The 14,789-nt window shown below is 59.5% G+C and carries 14 protein-coding genes; 9 read left to right on the top strand and 5 right to left on the bottom strand.

Annotated features, from left to right (window positions below; genetic code table 11):
• Positions 1 to 135 precede the first annotated feature (135 nt).
• From ACQKPC_RS26320 to ACQKPC_RS26310, 3 genes are all read left to right on the top strand, one after another.
• Positions 136 to 1,134: an AraC family transcriptional regulator gene (locus ACQKPC_RS26320; protein WP_427627418.1), complete on the top strand. Its 999-nt coding sequence runs from the start codon at positions 136 to 138 to the stop codon at positions 1,132 to 1,134.
• A 263-nt stretch (positions 1,135 to 1,397) separates the two neighbouring features.
• The gene (locus ACQKPC_RS26315; protein WP_427627416.1) at positions 1,398 to 2,429 is read left to right on the top strand and encodes a histone deacetylase family protein; all 1,032 of its coding nucleotides are present in this window, start codon (positions 1,398 to 1,400) and stop codon (positions 2,427 to 2,429) included.
• 13 nt (positions 2,430 to 2,442) lie between these two features.
• On the top strand, positions 2,443 to 3,543 hold the full coding sequence (locus ACQKPC_RS26310; protein ID WP_427627414.1) for a polyamine ABC transporter substrate-binding protein: 1,101 nt from the start codon (positions 2,443 to 2,445) through the stop codon (positions 3,541 to 3,543).
• 15 nt (positions 3,544 to 3,558) lie between these two features.
• On the opposite strand, the gene ACQKPC_RS26305 is transcribed toward ACQKPC_RS26310, so the two are convergent.
• Positions 3,559 to 5,112: a PLP-dependent aminotransferase family protein gene (locus ACQKPC_RS26305; protein WP_427627413.1), complete on the bottom strand. Its 1,554-nt coding sequence runs from the start codon at positions 5,110 to 5,112 to the stop codon at positions 3,559 to 3,561.
• 90 nt (positions 5,113 to 5,202) lie between these two features.
• Here ACQKPC_RS26305 and ACQKPC_RS26300 point away from each other — a divergent pair, with 90 nt between their 5' ends.
• From ACQKPC_RS26300 to ACQKPC_RS26290, 3 genes are read left to right on the top strand one after another with little or no spacing between them, the layout of a single operon-like run.
• Positions 5,203 to 5,826: an FMN-binding negative transcriptional regulator gene (locus ACQKPC_RS26300; RefSeq protein ID WP_427627411.1), complete on the top strand. Its 624-nt coding sequence runs from the start codon at positions 5,203 to 5,205 to the stop codon at positions 5,824 to 5,826.
• 9 nt (positions 5,827 to 5,835) lie between these two features.
• Positions 5,836 to 6,282, top strand: a complete 447-nt coding sequence (locus ACQKPC_RS26295; protein WP_427627409.1) for an N-acetyltransferase family protein — start codon at positions 5,836 to 5,838, stop codon at positions 6,280 to 6,282.
• Positions 6,283 to 6,299: 17 nt separating this feature from the next.
• Positions 6,300 to 6,971, top strand: coding sequence for a GNAT family N-acetyltransferase (locus ACQKPC_RS26290; protein WP_427627407.1), 672 nt, complete (start codon positions 6,300 to 6,302; stop codon positions 6,969 to 6,971).
• 121 nt (positions 6,972 to 7,092) lie between these two features.
• Here the strand turns inward: ACQKPC_RS26290 and ACQKPC_RS26285 are convergent, their stop codons facing one another.
• Complete coding sequence (locus ACQKPC_RS26285) at positions 7,093 to 7,992, bottom strand: homocysteine S-methyltransferase family protein (RefSeq protein WP_427627405.1); 900 nt, start codon at positions 7,990 to 7,992, stop codon at positions 7,093 to 7,095.
• Between the two features lie 111 nt (positions 7,993 to 8,103).
• Between ACQKPC_RS26285 and ACQKPC_RS26280 the strand changes: the two genes are divergently transcribed.
• Together ACQKPC_RS26280 and ACQKPC_RS26275 are read left to right on the top strand one after the other, a co-directional pair.
• Positions 8,104 to 8,925: an ABC transporter substrate-binding protein gene (locus tag ACQKPC_RS26280; RefSeq protein WP_218395619.1), complete on the top strand. Its 822-nt coding sequence runs from the start codon at positions 8,104 to 8,106 to the stop codon at positions 8,923 to 8,925.
• Complete coding sequence (locus ACQKPC_RS26275; protein ID WP_123495700.1) at positions 8,922 to 9,758, top strand: amino acid ABC transporter permease; 837 nt, start codon at positions 8,922 to 8,924, stop codon at positions 9,756 to 9,758. The genes ACQKPC_RS26280 and ACQKPC_RS26275 overlap by 4 nt, the downstream gene beginning before the upstream one ends.
• A 272-nt stretch (positions 9,759 to 10,030) precedes the next feature.
• Here ACQKPC_RS26275 and oadA read toward each other — a convergent pair whose 3' ends face one another.
• Together oadA and ACQKPC_RS26265 are read right to left on the bottom strand one after the other, a co-directional pair.
• Complete coding sequence (gene oadA, locus ACQKPC_RS26270) at positions 10,031 to 11,839, bottom strand: sodium-extruding oxaloacetate decarboxylase subunit alpha (protein ID WP_427627403.1); 1,809 nt, start codon at positions 11,837 to 11,839, stop codon at positions 10,031 to 10,033.
• An 11-nt stretch (positions 11,840 to 11,850) separates the two neighbouring features.
• On the bottom strand, positions 11,851 to 13,266 hold the full coding sequence (locus tag ACQKPC_RS26265) for an acetyl-CoA carboxylase biotin carboxylase subunit (protein WP_007896523.1): 1,416 nt from the start codon (positions 13,264 to 13,266) through the stop codon (positions 11,851 to 11,853).
• A 190-nt stretch (positions 13,267 to 13,456) separates the two neighbouring features.
• Here ACQKPC_RS26265 and ACQKPC_RS26260 point away from each other — a divergent pair, with 190 nt between their 5' ends.
• Entirely contained in the window at positions 13,457 to 14,419 is a 963-nt protein-coding gene (locus ACQKPC_RS26260; RefSeq protein ID WP_008073561.1) for a LysR family transcriptional regulator, read from the top strand.
• Here the strand turns inward: ACQKPC_RS26260 and ACQKPC_RS26255 are convergent.
• The gene (locus ACQKPC_RS26255) at positions 14,361 to 14,573 is read right to left on the bottom strand and encodes a PA3496 family putative envelope integrity protein (protein WP_427627445.1); all 213 of its coding nucleotides are present in this window, start codon (positions 14,571 to 14,573) and stop codon (positions 14,361 to 14,363) included. The genes ACQKPC_RS26260 and ACQKPC_RS26255 overlap by 59 nt on opposite strands.
• Between the last annotated feature and the right edge of the window lie 216 nt (positions 14,574 to 14,789).

Genomic DNA, 14,789 nt, shown 5'->3' with positions numbered 1-14,789 from the left:
CCCTGTAGGAGCGAGGCTTGCCCGCGAAGCTTTTGGCGCACTTGAGGACGCCTTCGCGGGCAAGCCTCGCTCCTACAGGGGCCATCAGGCATATAACTTGCTCCCCTTCCGGCACGCCCAACGCTGGAAGCACCCATGCTCCACTCCCATCTCACCACCCTCAATGCCGTCTCTCTGGTACTCAACACCTTCAAGGCCGAAGGCCTGTCCAGCGAAGCATTGCTGGCCGGCAGCGGTATCAGCGCGGTGGATCTGAGCCGGGCGGACACGCGCATCACCACCAACCAAGAGATGCTGGTTTGCGCCAACGCCGTCGCGTTACGCCGCGATATCGGCCTGGAACTGGGCCGGCGAATGCATGTTTCGTCCTACGGCATGCTCGGGTACGCCTTACTCACCAGCGCCACTTTAGGTGACGCCTTGCGGTTGGCGCTGCACTATCCGGCGCTATTGGGAACACTGTTCGAGTTGAGCCTGGAGGAGGATGGCGAGCGCATCTGGCTCACCGCCGGCGACTATCGGGAGAATCCGGCGCTGGCGCCCTTCAATGTCGAGTTTTGCCTGGTCTCGATGAAAGTCACCTGCGAAGACTTGCTCGGCCATCCTCTGCCTCTGCTCGGCGCCCGCTTCGAACACCCGGCGCCGGACTATCAGGCGCGCTATGCCGAGCGTTTCGACTGCCCCTTGCTGTTCGATGCGGTGTCCAATGCCTTTGCCTTCGATAAGCGCTGGCTCGAACAACCCCTGCCTCTGGCCGACGCCATCACGCACCAGGCCATGGCCGAACGGTGTCGCAAGCAAAACACCGAGTTCACCGGGCGCCAGGCCTGGCTCGGGCGTATCCGCCAACTACTCGCTGCGCAACTCAACGCGGCCCCGGGCCTGGATGGGCTGGCCGAACAGTTGAACTGCTCGGCGCGCACCCTGCGTCGACATCTGAAGGACCTGGGCTGCAGCTATCAAGAACTGCTCGATGAATTGCGCTTCGAGCAGGCCAAGCGAATGCTCTGCGAAGATCAACTGCCGATCTACCGGATTGCCGAGGCGCTGGGGTTCAGCGAGACCGCAAGCTTCCGCCATGCGTTTGTGCGCTGGAGTGGCGTTGCGCCGAGTCAGTTCCGGCCACACCGATAACCCCTGTGGGAGCGGGCTTGCCCGCGAAGAGGCCAGTACATTCGACGCATCTCCATTGGCTGGACCATCGCTTTCGCGGGCAAGCCCGCTCCCCCAGGTTCGGCATTCCAAGCCCAATGTTGAAGCACCGGTGTGCCATTAAGGGGCGAATTTCGGTCAAATCTTTTGGCCATATCGATCCCCTTTTGGCCTTTCCTGCCGTTCTCCCAAACGCCGCCCGCCGCAAGACTGTGTGCAACCGAATCAGCCTGCGGAGAACAAGAATGCTGACGATCTACTCGGACGATCACCACTTGCATCACGGCCGTTGCGAATTGATGGACGGGCAATTGATGCCCTGCTTCGAAATGCCCTCGCGGGCCGACCATGTGTTGGCACGCGTACAGTCCCGCGATCTGGGCCCGGTCGAGGCGCCGCAGGATTTCGGTCTCGGGCCGATCGAGCGTATCCACAGCCGCGACTACCTCGACTTCTTCAAAGGGGCCTGGGCGCGCTGGACCGAATTCAATACCGATGGCGACTTGCTGCCCTACACTTGGCCTGCCCGCACCCTGCGCCGGATCATGCCCACCAGCCTGCACGGTCAGCTCGGCTATTACAGCTTCGACGGCGGCGCACCGATTACCGCCGGTACCTGGCAAGCGGCGTATAGCGCGGCGCAAGTTGCGCTCACGGCCCAAGCGCAAATCCAGCGCGGTGCCCGCAGTGCCTTCGCCTTGTGCCGTCCACCGGGACACCATGCCGCCAGCGATGTGATGGGCGGTTATTGCTACCTCAACAACGCCGCCATCGCCGCTCAGGCATTCCTCGATCAAGGCCACAAAAAGGTCGCGATCCTCGACGTCGATTACCACCATGGCAACGGCACCCAATCGATTTTCTACGAGCGCAGCGACGTGCTGTTCACCTCCATCCATGGTCATCCGGAAGCCGAGTTTCCGTTCTTCCTCGGTTATGAAGAAGAACACGGTGAAGGCCCGGGCGAAGGGTTCAACTTCAACTACCCTTTGCCCGCCGGCTCAGGCTGGGACCGCTGGAGCGCAGCCCTGGAGCAGGCCTGCAAAGAGATTGAAAAGTACGGCGCCGACATCGTCGTCGTATCCCTGGGCGTCGATACGTTCAAGGACGACCCGATCTCCCAGTTCAAACTCGACAGCCCGGATTACCTGGCGATGGGCGCGCGCATCGCGGGCCTCGGCAAGCCGACGCTGTTCGTGATGGAAGGCGGTTACGCGGTGGAAGAAATCGGCATCAATGCCGTGAACGTTCTCGAAGGTTTTGAAAGCGCCCAATGAGGAATTAGAACAAATGAACCGACTCAAGCGTTTTATCGCTCCAGTGCTATACGCCACCGTATTCAGTGGTGCCGTTCACGCCGAAGAACGCACGTTGCGGGTGTACAACTGGTTCGACTACATCACCCCCAAAGCGCTGGAAGATTTCAAGGCCCAGAACACCCAGACCAAACTGGTCTACGACATCTTCGACACCAACGAAGCGCTGGAGGCCAAGTTGCTGACCGGCAACTCCGGTTACGACGTGGTGGTGCCGTCCAACGTGTTCCTCGCCAAGCAAATCGAAGCCGGGGTGTTCCAGCCGCTGGACCGCAGCAAACTGCCGAACTGGAATCATCTCGATCCCAAGCTGATGAAGCTGATCGAAGCCAATGACCCGGGCAACAAATTCGCCGTGCCGTACATGTACGGGACCATCCTGATCGGCTTCAACCCGGACAAGATCAAGGCAGCTTTGGGCGACAACGCACCGGTGGACAGCTGGGACCTGATCTTCAAGGAAGAGAACATCAGCAAACTCAAACAGTGCGGCGTAGCCCTGCTCGACTCGCCGTCAGAGATCCTGCCGCTGGCCCTGCAACACCTCGGCCTGGACCCCAACAGCAAAAAGCCTGCGGACTACGCCAAGGCTGAAGCGCTGCTGATGAAGATCCGTCCGTACATCACCTACTTCCATTCATCCAAGTACATGGCCGACATTGCCAACGGTGACATCTGCGTCGCGGTCGGTTACTCCGGCAGCTTCTCCCAGGCCGCCAACCGTGCCAAGGAAGCCAAGAACGGTGTGATCGTCGACATGCGCCTGCCCAAAGAAGGCGCGCCGATCTGGTTCGACATGCTCTCTATCCCGAAAGGCGCGAAGAACCCGGAAGACGCCTACACCTTCATCAACTACTTGTTGCAGCCGCAGGTGATTGCGCCGGTCAGCGACTTCGTCGGCTACCCGAACCCGAACAAGGACGCCACCGAAATGGTCGACCCGGCGATCCGTAACAACCCGAACCTGTACCCGACCGAAGCGGCGATGAGCACGCTGTACACCCTGCAACCGTTGCCCCGTGACGCCGAGCGGGCGCGGACCCGGGCCTGGACCAAGATCAAGTCCGGCACCTGATCCGGACGGCGCGACTCATACCGGGCGCCAGATCTCTTTGAGCCTCGCCAGTGCCGATTCGATAGCCGTCTCCGGCACTGCGGCGAACCCCAGGACCAGCCCCGCTCGCTGGTCCTCGGGAAGCGTCGTGTCTGGCAGCCAATAACTGCTCAAACCATTGATCTCCACCCCGACGCTGGTGGCTTGTTCAATCAATTCGCGCTCACGAGTCACGCTGTCGACACGTACCGTCAGATGCAAACCGGCCGCCACACTGGGCAGCTTACCGACGCCCGGGATATCCACAGGCCAGCCATTGAGCAACACGTTACGCCGACTCAACGCAGCGCGGCGCATACGTCGGATATGCCGCTGGAAATGCCCGGCGGCCATGAACTCGGCCATTACCGCCTGGGTGCTGACCTCCGAGTGCCGTACGTCCACCGCACGACGCTGGGAGAACGCCTCAACCAGTCCGGGCGGCAACACCAGATAACCCAGTCTTAATGCCGGGAATGCGACCTTGCCGAAGGTTCCGACATACAGCACCCGCCCCTGTCGATCCAGTGCAGCCAACGGCGCCAGTGGTGCGCCGCTGTAACGGTATTCGCCATCGTAGTCATCCTCGACGATCCACCCTTGGGTGCGTTCGGCCCAAGCCAACAATTCAAGACGTCGCGCCAGACTCATGACCACCCCGGTCGGGTACTGATGCGACGGCGTGACGTAAGCCAATCGACAATCGCTGAGCGCCGCCAATTCGGTGCAATCAATACCCTCACTGTCCACCGCTATCCCGTGCAATCGCGCGCCGGCTACAGCGAACGCATGACCCGCCGCTCGATACCCCGGATTTTCAATCCCCACCCCATCGCCAGGCTCCACCAGCAACTGTGCACAAAGGCTAATCCCCTGTTGTGCGCCACTGGTGATCACTATTTGCTCAGCCGAGCACTGCATGCCCCTGGAGCTTCGCAAGTAGGCCGCAATCAATCCGCGCAAGCGTTCATCACCCGCCGGATCGCCATAACACAGTTGCTCTAAATCCGGCTTACGCCAGAAAGCCGCGTTCAGCTTGGTCCAGACCTCGAAAGGAAATAGATCGAAGGCTGGAACGCCGACACGAAATGCCCGAGGCGGACCACTGGGAGGCAAGGTCAAGTGGTTCTTTTCAACCCGGCCCAAAGCACCGCTGTGGATAACTTTACTGGATGAAACCACAGGTAAATCCAGCCAATTTGTGGATAAGGCTGTGGGTAACCCTGTTGAAAACCCTGTGGATACTTTTGTGGATAATTTTTCCACCGACACCGCGGCTTGAGGCAATTGCGCGACATATGTCCCGTCGCCAACACGCCCCTCGATGAAGCCTTCAGCGTAAAGCTGATCGTAGGCACGGACCACGCTGTTACGGGAAATCGATAACGCCGCCGCCAGATCGCGACTGGCTGGCAGTCGTGTGCCGCTGGCCAGTCGTCCGTCGAGCACTCGCACCCGCAGCGCTTGATAGAGCTGACGACTCAGGCCCTGGCGGCGGTCGAGTTCGATACCCGCCGGATTGAACGACGAGGGAAGCGGCGTATTCGACATGGTAATGGACCTATGAAATTGGCCATTAATGGCTCTTACAACAGACCAATAGCCTGCCTAGGATGCAGGCATTCGCCAAGGAATATTTCCATGTATACGCCCAGCAATTTCGCCATCAATGATTTGAATGAGCTGCATCAGCACATCCTCGGCGCCCGTCTTGGCGTTTTGGTCACCCACGGTGTGCAAGGCCTGCAAGCCAGTCATTTGCCTCTGCTGCTGAATGCTGACCACGGCCCGAATGGAACCCTCTACGGCCACTTCGCCAAAGCCAATGCGCAATGGAAGGAACTGCAGAACGGCGCTGAAGCGCTGGTGATATTTGCCGCCGCCGACGCTTATGTGAGCCCAGGGTTTTATCCGGCCAAAGCCGAACACGGCAAAGTGGTGCCAACCTGGAACTACGTGACCGTGCATGCTTATGGCACTGGCGAAGTGTTCACCGATACCGATCGCCTGCGCGATCTGGTCAGCGCATTGACCGAGCGTCATGAAGCCGGTCGCACCCAGCCGTGGAAGGTTGCCGATGCCCCCGTCGACTATATCGACGGCATGCTCAAGGCCATCGTCGGTTTTGCCTTGCCGATCCAGCGGCTGGAGGGCAAACGCAAACTCAGCCAGAACCGTAGTGCCGCAGACATCGCCGGTGTGCGCGAGGGGCTGGCCGCCAGCCCTGATGTTCACGACCAGGCCCTCGCCCACTTGATGCGATAAGGAACGAACATGAGTCAGATCGACATCCGCCAGGTTACCGCCGACGATCACGCCGCCTGGCTGCCGCTGTGGCAAGCCTACTTGCGCTTCTACAACACCGAATTGCCCGACGCAGTCACCCAGAGCACCTGGCAGCGCCTGCTCGACCCGAGCGAACCGACTCACGGGGCGCTGGCCTGGGCCAATGGCAAAGCGGTGGGCATGGTGCATTTCATCTATCACCGCTCGAACTGGAGCATCGAAAACTCCTGCTATCTGCAAGACTTGCTGGTGACGCCAGAAACCCGCGGCACCGGCGTCGGTCGGCAACTGATCGAATTCGTCTACACCACGGCCAAGGCCGATGGGTGCTGCAAAGTTCATTGGCTGACCCACGAAACCAACGCCACCGCGATCCAGCTCTATGAGCGCATCGCCGAACGCCCCGGTTTCATCCAGTTTCGCCACGCCCTATAAGGTTCAAGGAGAGCAGCATGTCGACTTCACTCGCGGACTGGCAAGGTGTTCCGCCACCCTCGGTTCAATTGATCGAAGGGCGTTTCATCCGCCTGGAAAAACTTGACCCGGCCCGTCACGCCGACGGCTTGTGGAAAGCCCTCGAAGGCCCGGGCTCGGATCCGAAACTCTGGGACTATTTGCCTTACGGTCCTTTCCCGGAACGCAGCGCTTTCAACGATTGGCTGAACAACCATGCGGCCAACAGCGACCCGTATTTCTTCACCGTGATCGACCGCGCCAGCGGCGACGTACAAGGTATCCTCAGCCTGATGTCGATTGTCCCTGCTCAGGGCCGCATCGAGATCGGCCATGTGACCTTCGGCGCAGCGATGCAGCGTTCCCCGAAAAGTACCGAGGCGGTTTACCTGCTGGCCAGGGAATCCTTTGCCTTGGGTTATCGGCGTCTGGAATGGAAATGCAACAACGGCAATGCCCGTTCCAAATATGCAGCGGAGCGGTTGGGGTTCAGTTTTGAAGGGGTGTTCCGCCAGCACATGGTGGTCAAGGGGCAGAATCGAGACACGGCGTGGTATTCGATTCTGGATTCGGAATGGCCAGCGATTGGCGCGGGGTTTGAGCGGTGGCTGTCGGATGAGAACCAGACGGGGTCGGGGCAGGTGAAAACTCTGGTGGAGTGCCGCCAGTAATCTTCGGCGCCCGGACGGACGCTATCGCGAGCAGGCTCGCTCCCACATTGGATCGTTGTCGAACACAATATACGTGTTCACTGAAGATCTATTGTGGGAGCGAGCCTGCTCGCGATTGGCGTCACGCCAATTTCTGGGCGAGCACCGCAATATGCTCCGGCCCGATCCCGCAGCACCCACCCAAATGGCTGGCCCCACGCTTCTGCCAATCAGCTGCCCACTGCAAATAACCCGGAGGGTCGAGATCGTCGCGCAACGGGTCCAGACCGTCATTGGCCGTGGCCTCTTTCGGCTGCGGCGGGAAGGCATTGGCGTACGCGCCAATGTGAATCTTCACCCCCAAGCGTTCGAAGGTTTCCCGTGCCGCATCAATCGCAGCGCCGATCACTTCTGGCTGGCTGCAGTTGAACAGCAAGGTCTCGACGCCCAACTCCGTCGCCACCGCAGCGGCCTCAGCCACGGGCTCACCGGAGCGCAAACGCGGCACTTCGTCGGTGTCTTCATCCTTCAAGGTAAACGACAGCCAGAACGGCTTGCCATCCTTCGGCAGACCGGCATGGATCGCTCGTGCCTCGACGATCGAGCTCTGGGTTTCAGCCAGCCACAAGTCGACATGCGGCGCCAGGCCATTGACCAGAGGCGTCAGCAGTTCAGTCACCCGCGCGGCATCGAACAAGTCCGGGCGATATGAGCCGAACAATGGCGGCAATGAGCCGGCCACGCGCACCGGTTTGCCCGCCGCATCGACTGCACGCCGAGCCAGCTCACCGGCCAACGCCGCAAGGGCCTGACCTTCAGCCGCGAAACGCTCTTCGCCAATATGGAACGGCACCACCGCGTAACTGTTGCTGGTGATCACGTTGGCACCGCTTTCGATATAAGCCGCATGCACCGCCTCCACCGCTTGCGGTGCTTCGCTCAAAGCCAGCGCCGACCACTCGGGCTGCCTGAACGGCGCCCCTCGGCGTTGCAGCTCACGACCCATGCCGCCATCCAGAATTACCGTGCTGCCTGCGCCCATATTCTTTTCACTCATAAGCTTATGAAAATAACTCACTATCAGAGTCTTTCTTATAACTATTTAATACGCACCACCCGGTTAATAACAACCTCTTTTTTTCAGGGATCAACTGTGAAATTTCAACCACTGCTGGCCCTGGGCCTGACGATTTTGGCTGCCTCTACCCAAGCCTTTGCGGGCGCTACTCTGGATCGCATCGAGCAAAAGAAAGAACTGGTGGGCGTGTTGATGGAAAGCTATCCGCCCTTCTCGTTCCTCAACGATCAAAACCAGCTCGACGGTTTCGACGTCGACGTGGCCAAGGCCGTGGCGGACAAACTGGGCGTCAAATTGCGCCTCGAAACGCCGTCCTGGGACGTGATCGCTGCCGGTCGCTGGAGCGGGCGTTACGACATCTGCATCTGCTCCATGACCCCGAGCAAAGCCCGCGCCGAAGTCTTCGACTTCCCGGTGGAGTACTACGCCTCCCCTGCCGTGATTGTGGTCAACGCCAAGGACGACAGCATTCACAGCGCCAAGGACCTGAGCGGCAAAAAAGTCGGCCTTACCAGCGCCTCCAGCTATGAAAGCTACCTGAACAAAAACCTGGTGATCGAAGGCGCCGAAGACATCCAATTGCAGTACCCGTTCGAGAATGTGCAGATCGCTCCGTATGACACCGACAACGTCGCGTTCCAGGATTTGGGCCTGGGCGCTGGCGTTCGTCTGGACGCGATTCTTACCAACCTGGTGACCGCACAACCACGCCTGAACGAAGACAAGCGCTTCAAGCTCGCCGGTGAGCCGCTGTACTCGGAGCCGAACTCGGTGGCCATCGAAAAAGGCGACGCCCAGTGGGACGCCAAAGTACGTGATGTGTTTGCCCAGTTGAAACAGGACGGCACCTTGAGCAAGCTGTCGCAAAAATGGATCGGCGCCGACATCAGTAAATGACTTCTTTCCCCAAACCTCCTCAACCACCGCAACCGGTGGCTGAGTCGTTGCTGCAACGGATCTTCGGATTCCGCACGCGGCTGTACCTGACCTGGGCAGCAATGTTCGGCTTGTTCGCGAGTTTCTTCCTGAGCTTCGACCTGAAGTTCTCGATCATCCTCGACAAACTGCCGAACCTGATCGGCCTGCACCTGGCGCCCAACGGCTTTCTGCAAGGCGCAGCGCTGACGCTGTTTTTGTGCCTGTGCTCGATCGTGGCGTCATCACTGCTGGGCTTCATCACGGCTTTGGCTCGGTTGTCGAAAAGCGCGGTGGCGTTCGGTATCGCGAGCTTCTATGCCTCGTTCTTTCGCGGTACACCGCTGCTGATTCAAATTCTGCTGATCTATCTCGGCTTGCCGCAATTGGGCATCGTGCCTGGCGCCATCGCCGCCGGCATCATTGCCCTGTCGCTGAACTACGGCGCCTACCTGAGCGAAATCTTCCGCGCCGGCATCCTCGGCGTTCCCCATGGCCAACGCGAAGCGTCGCTGGCGCTGGGCATGCGCGAAACCGTGATCTTCTGGCGCGTCACCCTGCCCCAGGCCATGCGCACCATCATCCCGCCCACCACCAACCAGTTCATTTCCATGCTCAAAGATTCGTCACTGATTTCGGTGATGGGGGTTTGGGAAGTGATGTTCCTGGCGCAATCGTATGGGCGCTCGAGTTATCGCTATATCGAGATGCTCACGACAGCGGCGATTATTTATTGGCTGATGTCGATTGGATTGGAGCTGATTCAGGCGCGGATGGAGCGGCATTATGGGAAGGCGTATTTGAAGCGGGGTTAACGAAAAGATCGCAGCCTTCGGCAGCTCCTACTCGGGGTTCACTCGCCTTGTCCTCACTGATTCAGCACAGTAAGCCTTGTGGGTGCGGCGGTGCGGCGATCCTAGTTGCTCGCGAATGCGGCGTGACATTCAGCATTCATATTGGCTGATACTCCGCATTCGCGAGCAAGCCCGCTCCCACACAAGGATTGTGGCACTCCCAAATACCGGGCGAAAAAAAAGGGGAGCACATGCCCCCCCGAGGTTTAAAGCGGTATATCGAGGCTGTTAACTCAGCCTTCGATCTCGATCAGTATTTCGCCCGGGTTCACCCGGTCGCCCTTGGCCACGTGGATGGCGGTGACTTTGCCGGCGATGGCCGATTGGACTTCGGTTTCCATCTTCATCGCTTCGGTGATCAGCACGGCCTGTCCGGCTTTCACGGTGTCGCCTTCCTTGACCAGGACATCGACGATATTGCCCGGCATGGTGGTGCTGACGTGGCCCGGTGCAGTGGCTTGCTTGCGCTTGCTGCTACCGCCGCTGACGAATTCGTTGAGCGGTTCGAACACCACTTCTTCCGGCATGCCGTCGATGGACAGATAGAAGTGGCGCTTGCCTTCCGACTTGACGCCGACACCGGTGATGTCGACGCGGTAGGTTTCGCCGTGAACGTCGATGACGAACTCGGTCGGCACGCCTTCGCCGCCGGCCGACGTCACGCCGCCCGCTTCCGGAATCGGCAACAGCACTTCTGGCGTGAGGGTGCCGGCTGCGCGCTCTTCGAGGAATTTGCGGCCGATGTCCGGGAACATGGCGTAGGTCAGCACGTCTTCTTCAGACTTGGCCACGGCACCGATTTCGGCACGCAGTTTGGTCATTTCCGGCTTGAGCAGATCGGCCGGACGCACGTCGATCACTTCTTCGCTGCCGATCGCCTGACGACGCAGTTTTTCGTTCACGGTGCCCGGCGCTTTGCCGTAGCCGCCTTGCAGGTACAGCTTCACTTCGTTGGTGATGGTCTTGTAGCGCTCGCCGGCCAGCACGTTGAAGAACGCCTGGGTGCCGACGATTTGCGAGGTCGGGGTCACCAGCGGCGGGAAGCCGAGGTCTTCGCGAACGCGAGGGATTTCCGCCAGCACTTCGCTCATGCGGTTCAACGCGCCCTGCTCTTTCAACTGGTTGGCCAGGTTGGAAATCATCCCGCCCGGTACCTGGTTGACTTGAACGCGGGTGTCGACGGCGGTGAATTCGCTTTCGAACTGGTGGTACTTCTTGCGCACGGCGTAGAAGTACAGGCCGATCTCTTGCAGCAGTTCCAGGTTCAAGCCGGTATCGAACTCGCTGCCTTTAAGGGCGGCGACCATCGACTCGGTACCCGGGTGGCTGGTGCCCCAAGCGAAGCTGGAGATTGCGGTGTCGATGTGGTCGGCGCCGTTTTCGATGGCCTTGAGTTGGCACATCGCGGCCAGACCGGCGGTGTCGTGGGAGTGAATGAACACGGGCAGCGATTGCTCGCTTTTCAGAGCCTTGACCAACTCGCCAGTGGCGTACGGGGTCAACAGGCCAGCCATGTCCTTGATCGCCACGGAGTCGCAACCCATGGCTTCCATTTGTTTGGCTTGGGCCACGAACGCCTCGATGGTGTGCACCGGGCTGGTGGTGTAGGCGATGGTGCCCTGAGCGTGTTTGCCAGCGGCTTTCACGGCTTCGATGGCGACTCGCAGGTTACGCACGTCGTTCATTGCATCGAAAATGCGGAACACGTCGATGCCGTTGACTGCTGCCTTGGCAACGAAGGCTTTGACCACGTCGTCGCTGTAATGGCGGTAGCCCAGCAGGTTCTGGCCACGCAGGAGCATTTGCAGACGCGTGTTAGGCAATGCCGCGCGCAGTTGGCGCAGACGCTCCCACGGGTCTTCTTTGAGGAAGCGTACGCAGGCGTCGAAGGTCGCGCCGCCCCAGCATTCCAGCGACCAGTAGCCGACTTTGTCGAGCTTGTCGCAGATTGGCAGCATGTCTTCGGTGCGCATGCGGGTGGCGAGCAGCGATTGGTGGGCGTCGCGCAGGATTGTGTCGGTAACGTGGATTTGCTTGCTCATTGTTCTATTCCTCACAGGCCTGCGTGGGCGGCGATGGCGGCGGCGATGGCCAGGGCCAGCTCTTCGGGTTTGCGCTTGATCGAGTAATTGGTCAGTTCAGGGTGGCTTTCAACGAAGCTGGTGTTGAACTGGCCGCTACGGAATTCCGGGTTACGCAGGATTTCCTGGTAATACGCGGCGGTGGTCTTGACCCCTTGCAGACGCATGTCGTCCAAAGCTCGCAAGCCACGGTCCATCGCTTCTTCCCAGGTCAGCGCCCAGACCACCAGTTTCAGGCACATCGAATCGTAGAACGGCGGAATGGTGTAGCCGGTATAGATCGCTGTGTCGGTACGCACGCCGGGACCGCCGGGCGCGTAGTAACGGGTGATCTTGCCGAAGCTCGGCAGGAAGTTGTTTTTCGGGTCTTCGGCGTTGATCCGGAACTGCAGCGCGAAACCGCGGTGCTGGATGTCTTCCTGTTTCACCGAAAGCGGCAGGCCGGACGCGATGCGGATCTGCTCGCGCACAATGTCGATGCCGGTGATTTCTTCGGTGATGGTGTGTTCCACCTGCACCCGGGTGTTCATCTCCATGAAGTACACCTCGCCCTCGGCGAGCAGGAACTCCACGGTGCCGGCGTTCTCGTAACCCACAGCCTTGGCCGCACGCACCGACAGGTCGCCGATGTAGGCGCGCTGTTCCGGAGTCAGTTGCGGACTCGGAGCGATCTCGATCAGCTTCTGGTTGCGACGCTGGATCGAGCAATCACGCTCGAACAGGTGCACCACGTTGCCAAAGCTGTCGCCGAGAATCTGTGCTTCGATGTGTTTCGGATTGACGATGCATTTTTCCAGGAACACTTCCGCCGAACCGAAAGCCTTGGTGGCTTCGGAAATGACCCGCGGAAAGGCTTGTTCGAGTTCTTCGCGACTGTTGCAGCGACGAATGCCGCGTCCGCCACCACCGGAGGTGGCCTTGAGCATCACTGGGTAACCGATGCGGTCGCCTTCGGTCAGGGCTTCTTCGATGCCCGACACGTTGCCTTCGGTGCCCGGGGTGACCGGTACGCCAGCCTTGATCATGCTGCGGCGCGCTTCGGTCTTGTCGCCCATGCGGCGAATCACTTCAGCCGATGGACCAATGAATTTGATACCGCGTTCGGCGCAGATGTCTGCCAGCTCGGCATTTTCCGAAAGGAAGCCGTAGCCGGGGTGCAACGCATCGCAACCGGTTTCCACCGCCAGATTCACCAGCTTGCGCGGGTTGAGGTAGCCGGCCAGTGGCTCGGCACCGATGCTGTGGGCCTCATCCGCACGCTTCACATGCAAGGCATGGCGGTCGGCGTCGGAATAGATCGCGACGGAGCGAATGCCCATCTCGGCGCAGGCACGCACGATTCGTACGGCAATCTCACCACGGTTGGCGATCAGGATCTTTTTTATCACTTGGAGGTTCCCTTGAGCCGGTGGTACCCACGACCTGTCTAATCAGGTCGACGCGTGACCAAATGTTTCAATTCAGTCGCAGCTCCACACTAGCCTTCGCAAGGGATTAACAAAAATGAATAATAATTGGGTTACACATAAGCAAAGACTTATAGTTGAGGCGTCAGCCTCCGCTCAGGGTTTCTAGAAAATGCGTAAGTCATTGATGCGTATGACGTTGCGTCAATTACAGATCTTCAATGAGGTGTGCGACTTAAGGTCCTACAGCCGCGCTGCCGACGAAATGTCTCTCACACAACCTGCCGTGAGCCTACAGATTCGTCAACTCGAAGAGCTGATCGGCCAACCCTTGTTCGATTATGTCGGCAAAAAACTCTACATGACCGAGGCGGCCGAAGCACTGCAGCGCGCCAGCCGGGACATTTTCGGGCGCCTGGAAAACCTCGATATGCAGCTGTCAGACATGCAAGGCTCACTGCAGGGTCAGCTGAAACTGGCGGTGGAATCCAGCGCCAAGTATTTCGTGCCGCACCTGTTTGCCGCCTTCAAGCGCCAGCACCCGGAGGTGAACCTGCACCTGACGGTGGTCAACCGTGGCCAGGTCATCCGGCGCCTGTCGGATAACCGTGATGATCTGGTGATCATGTCGATGGTCCCACAGGACATGGGGCTGGAGTTTCTACCGTTCCTCAACAACCCGATTGTCGCCGTGGCGCCGCCGGATCATCCACTGTGTCACATGGGCCCGCTGCGCTTGCAGGATCTTGAGCCCTACACGCTGCTGTTGCGCGAACACGGTTCCGGCACGCGATTGGCTTGCGAAGAGTATTTCAAAGAGAAACGTGTGCACTTCACCCAAACCCAGGAAGTGGCTTCGGCCGAAGCGCAGCGTGAATGCGTATTGGCGGGTCTGGGCGTGGCGCTGTTGACGCGCCACGCCCTGAACCTTGAATTGGCAACCGGCGGATTGATCGAGTTGCCAGTCGAAGAGCTGCCGCTGTACCGCAGTTGGTGCCTGGTGCAGGCCAAGGCCAAACGGCTGTCACCGGTGGCCCATGCATTCCTTGCGTTTATCCGCAGCGAACGGGCGCAGATCAGCGCGCTGGTTGAGCGTTTCGACGGGAAGTTACGGGAGCCGCCTGCCAGTAATTGAGTTCCAGATCGTCAGGAAAATCGCCAATTTCGGCCAGTAGCTGGCGGCGTTCGCAGCGATCTTCGATGGCGCGGCGAAATTCCATGCGGCGCTGATCTTCTTGCTGACGACGGGTTTTGACGGCGCTGTTGCGTTCTTCGTAGGGCTGAGCCATTTCGAGTCTCCCAAGGCGAGTACGGGAGTTACAAGATAGGTGCCAGGGATGACGGTTTGGCGGCGGGAGGGTTACAGGGAGATGAAAATAATCGATTGATGTGGTGAATTTGATGACGCCTTCGCGGGCAAGCCCGCTTGTATGCTGGGACTTGAAGGGAGGAGGAGGGACAAAGCCCGATTCTGACTGTTGACGCAGTACAGATCCGTGGGAGAT

The organism is Pseudomonas sp. NPDC089918 (assembly GCF_050280605.1).
Classification (GTDB): Bacteria; Pseudomonadota; Gammaproteobacteria; order Pseudomonadales; family Pseudomonadaceae; genus Aquipseudomonas.
This window is presented reverse-complemented; position numbering and strand designations above follow the sequence as displayed.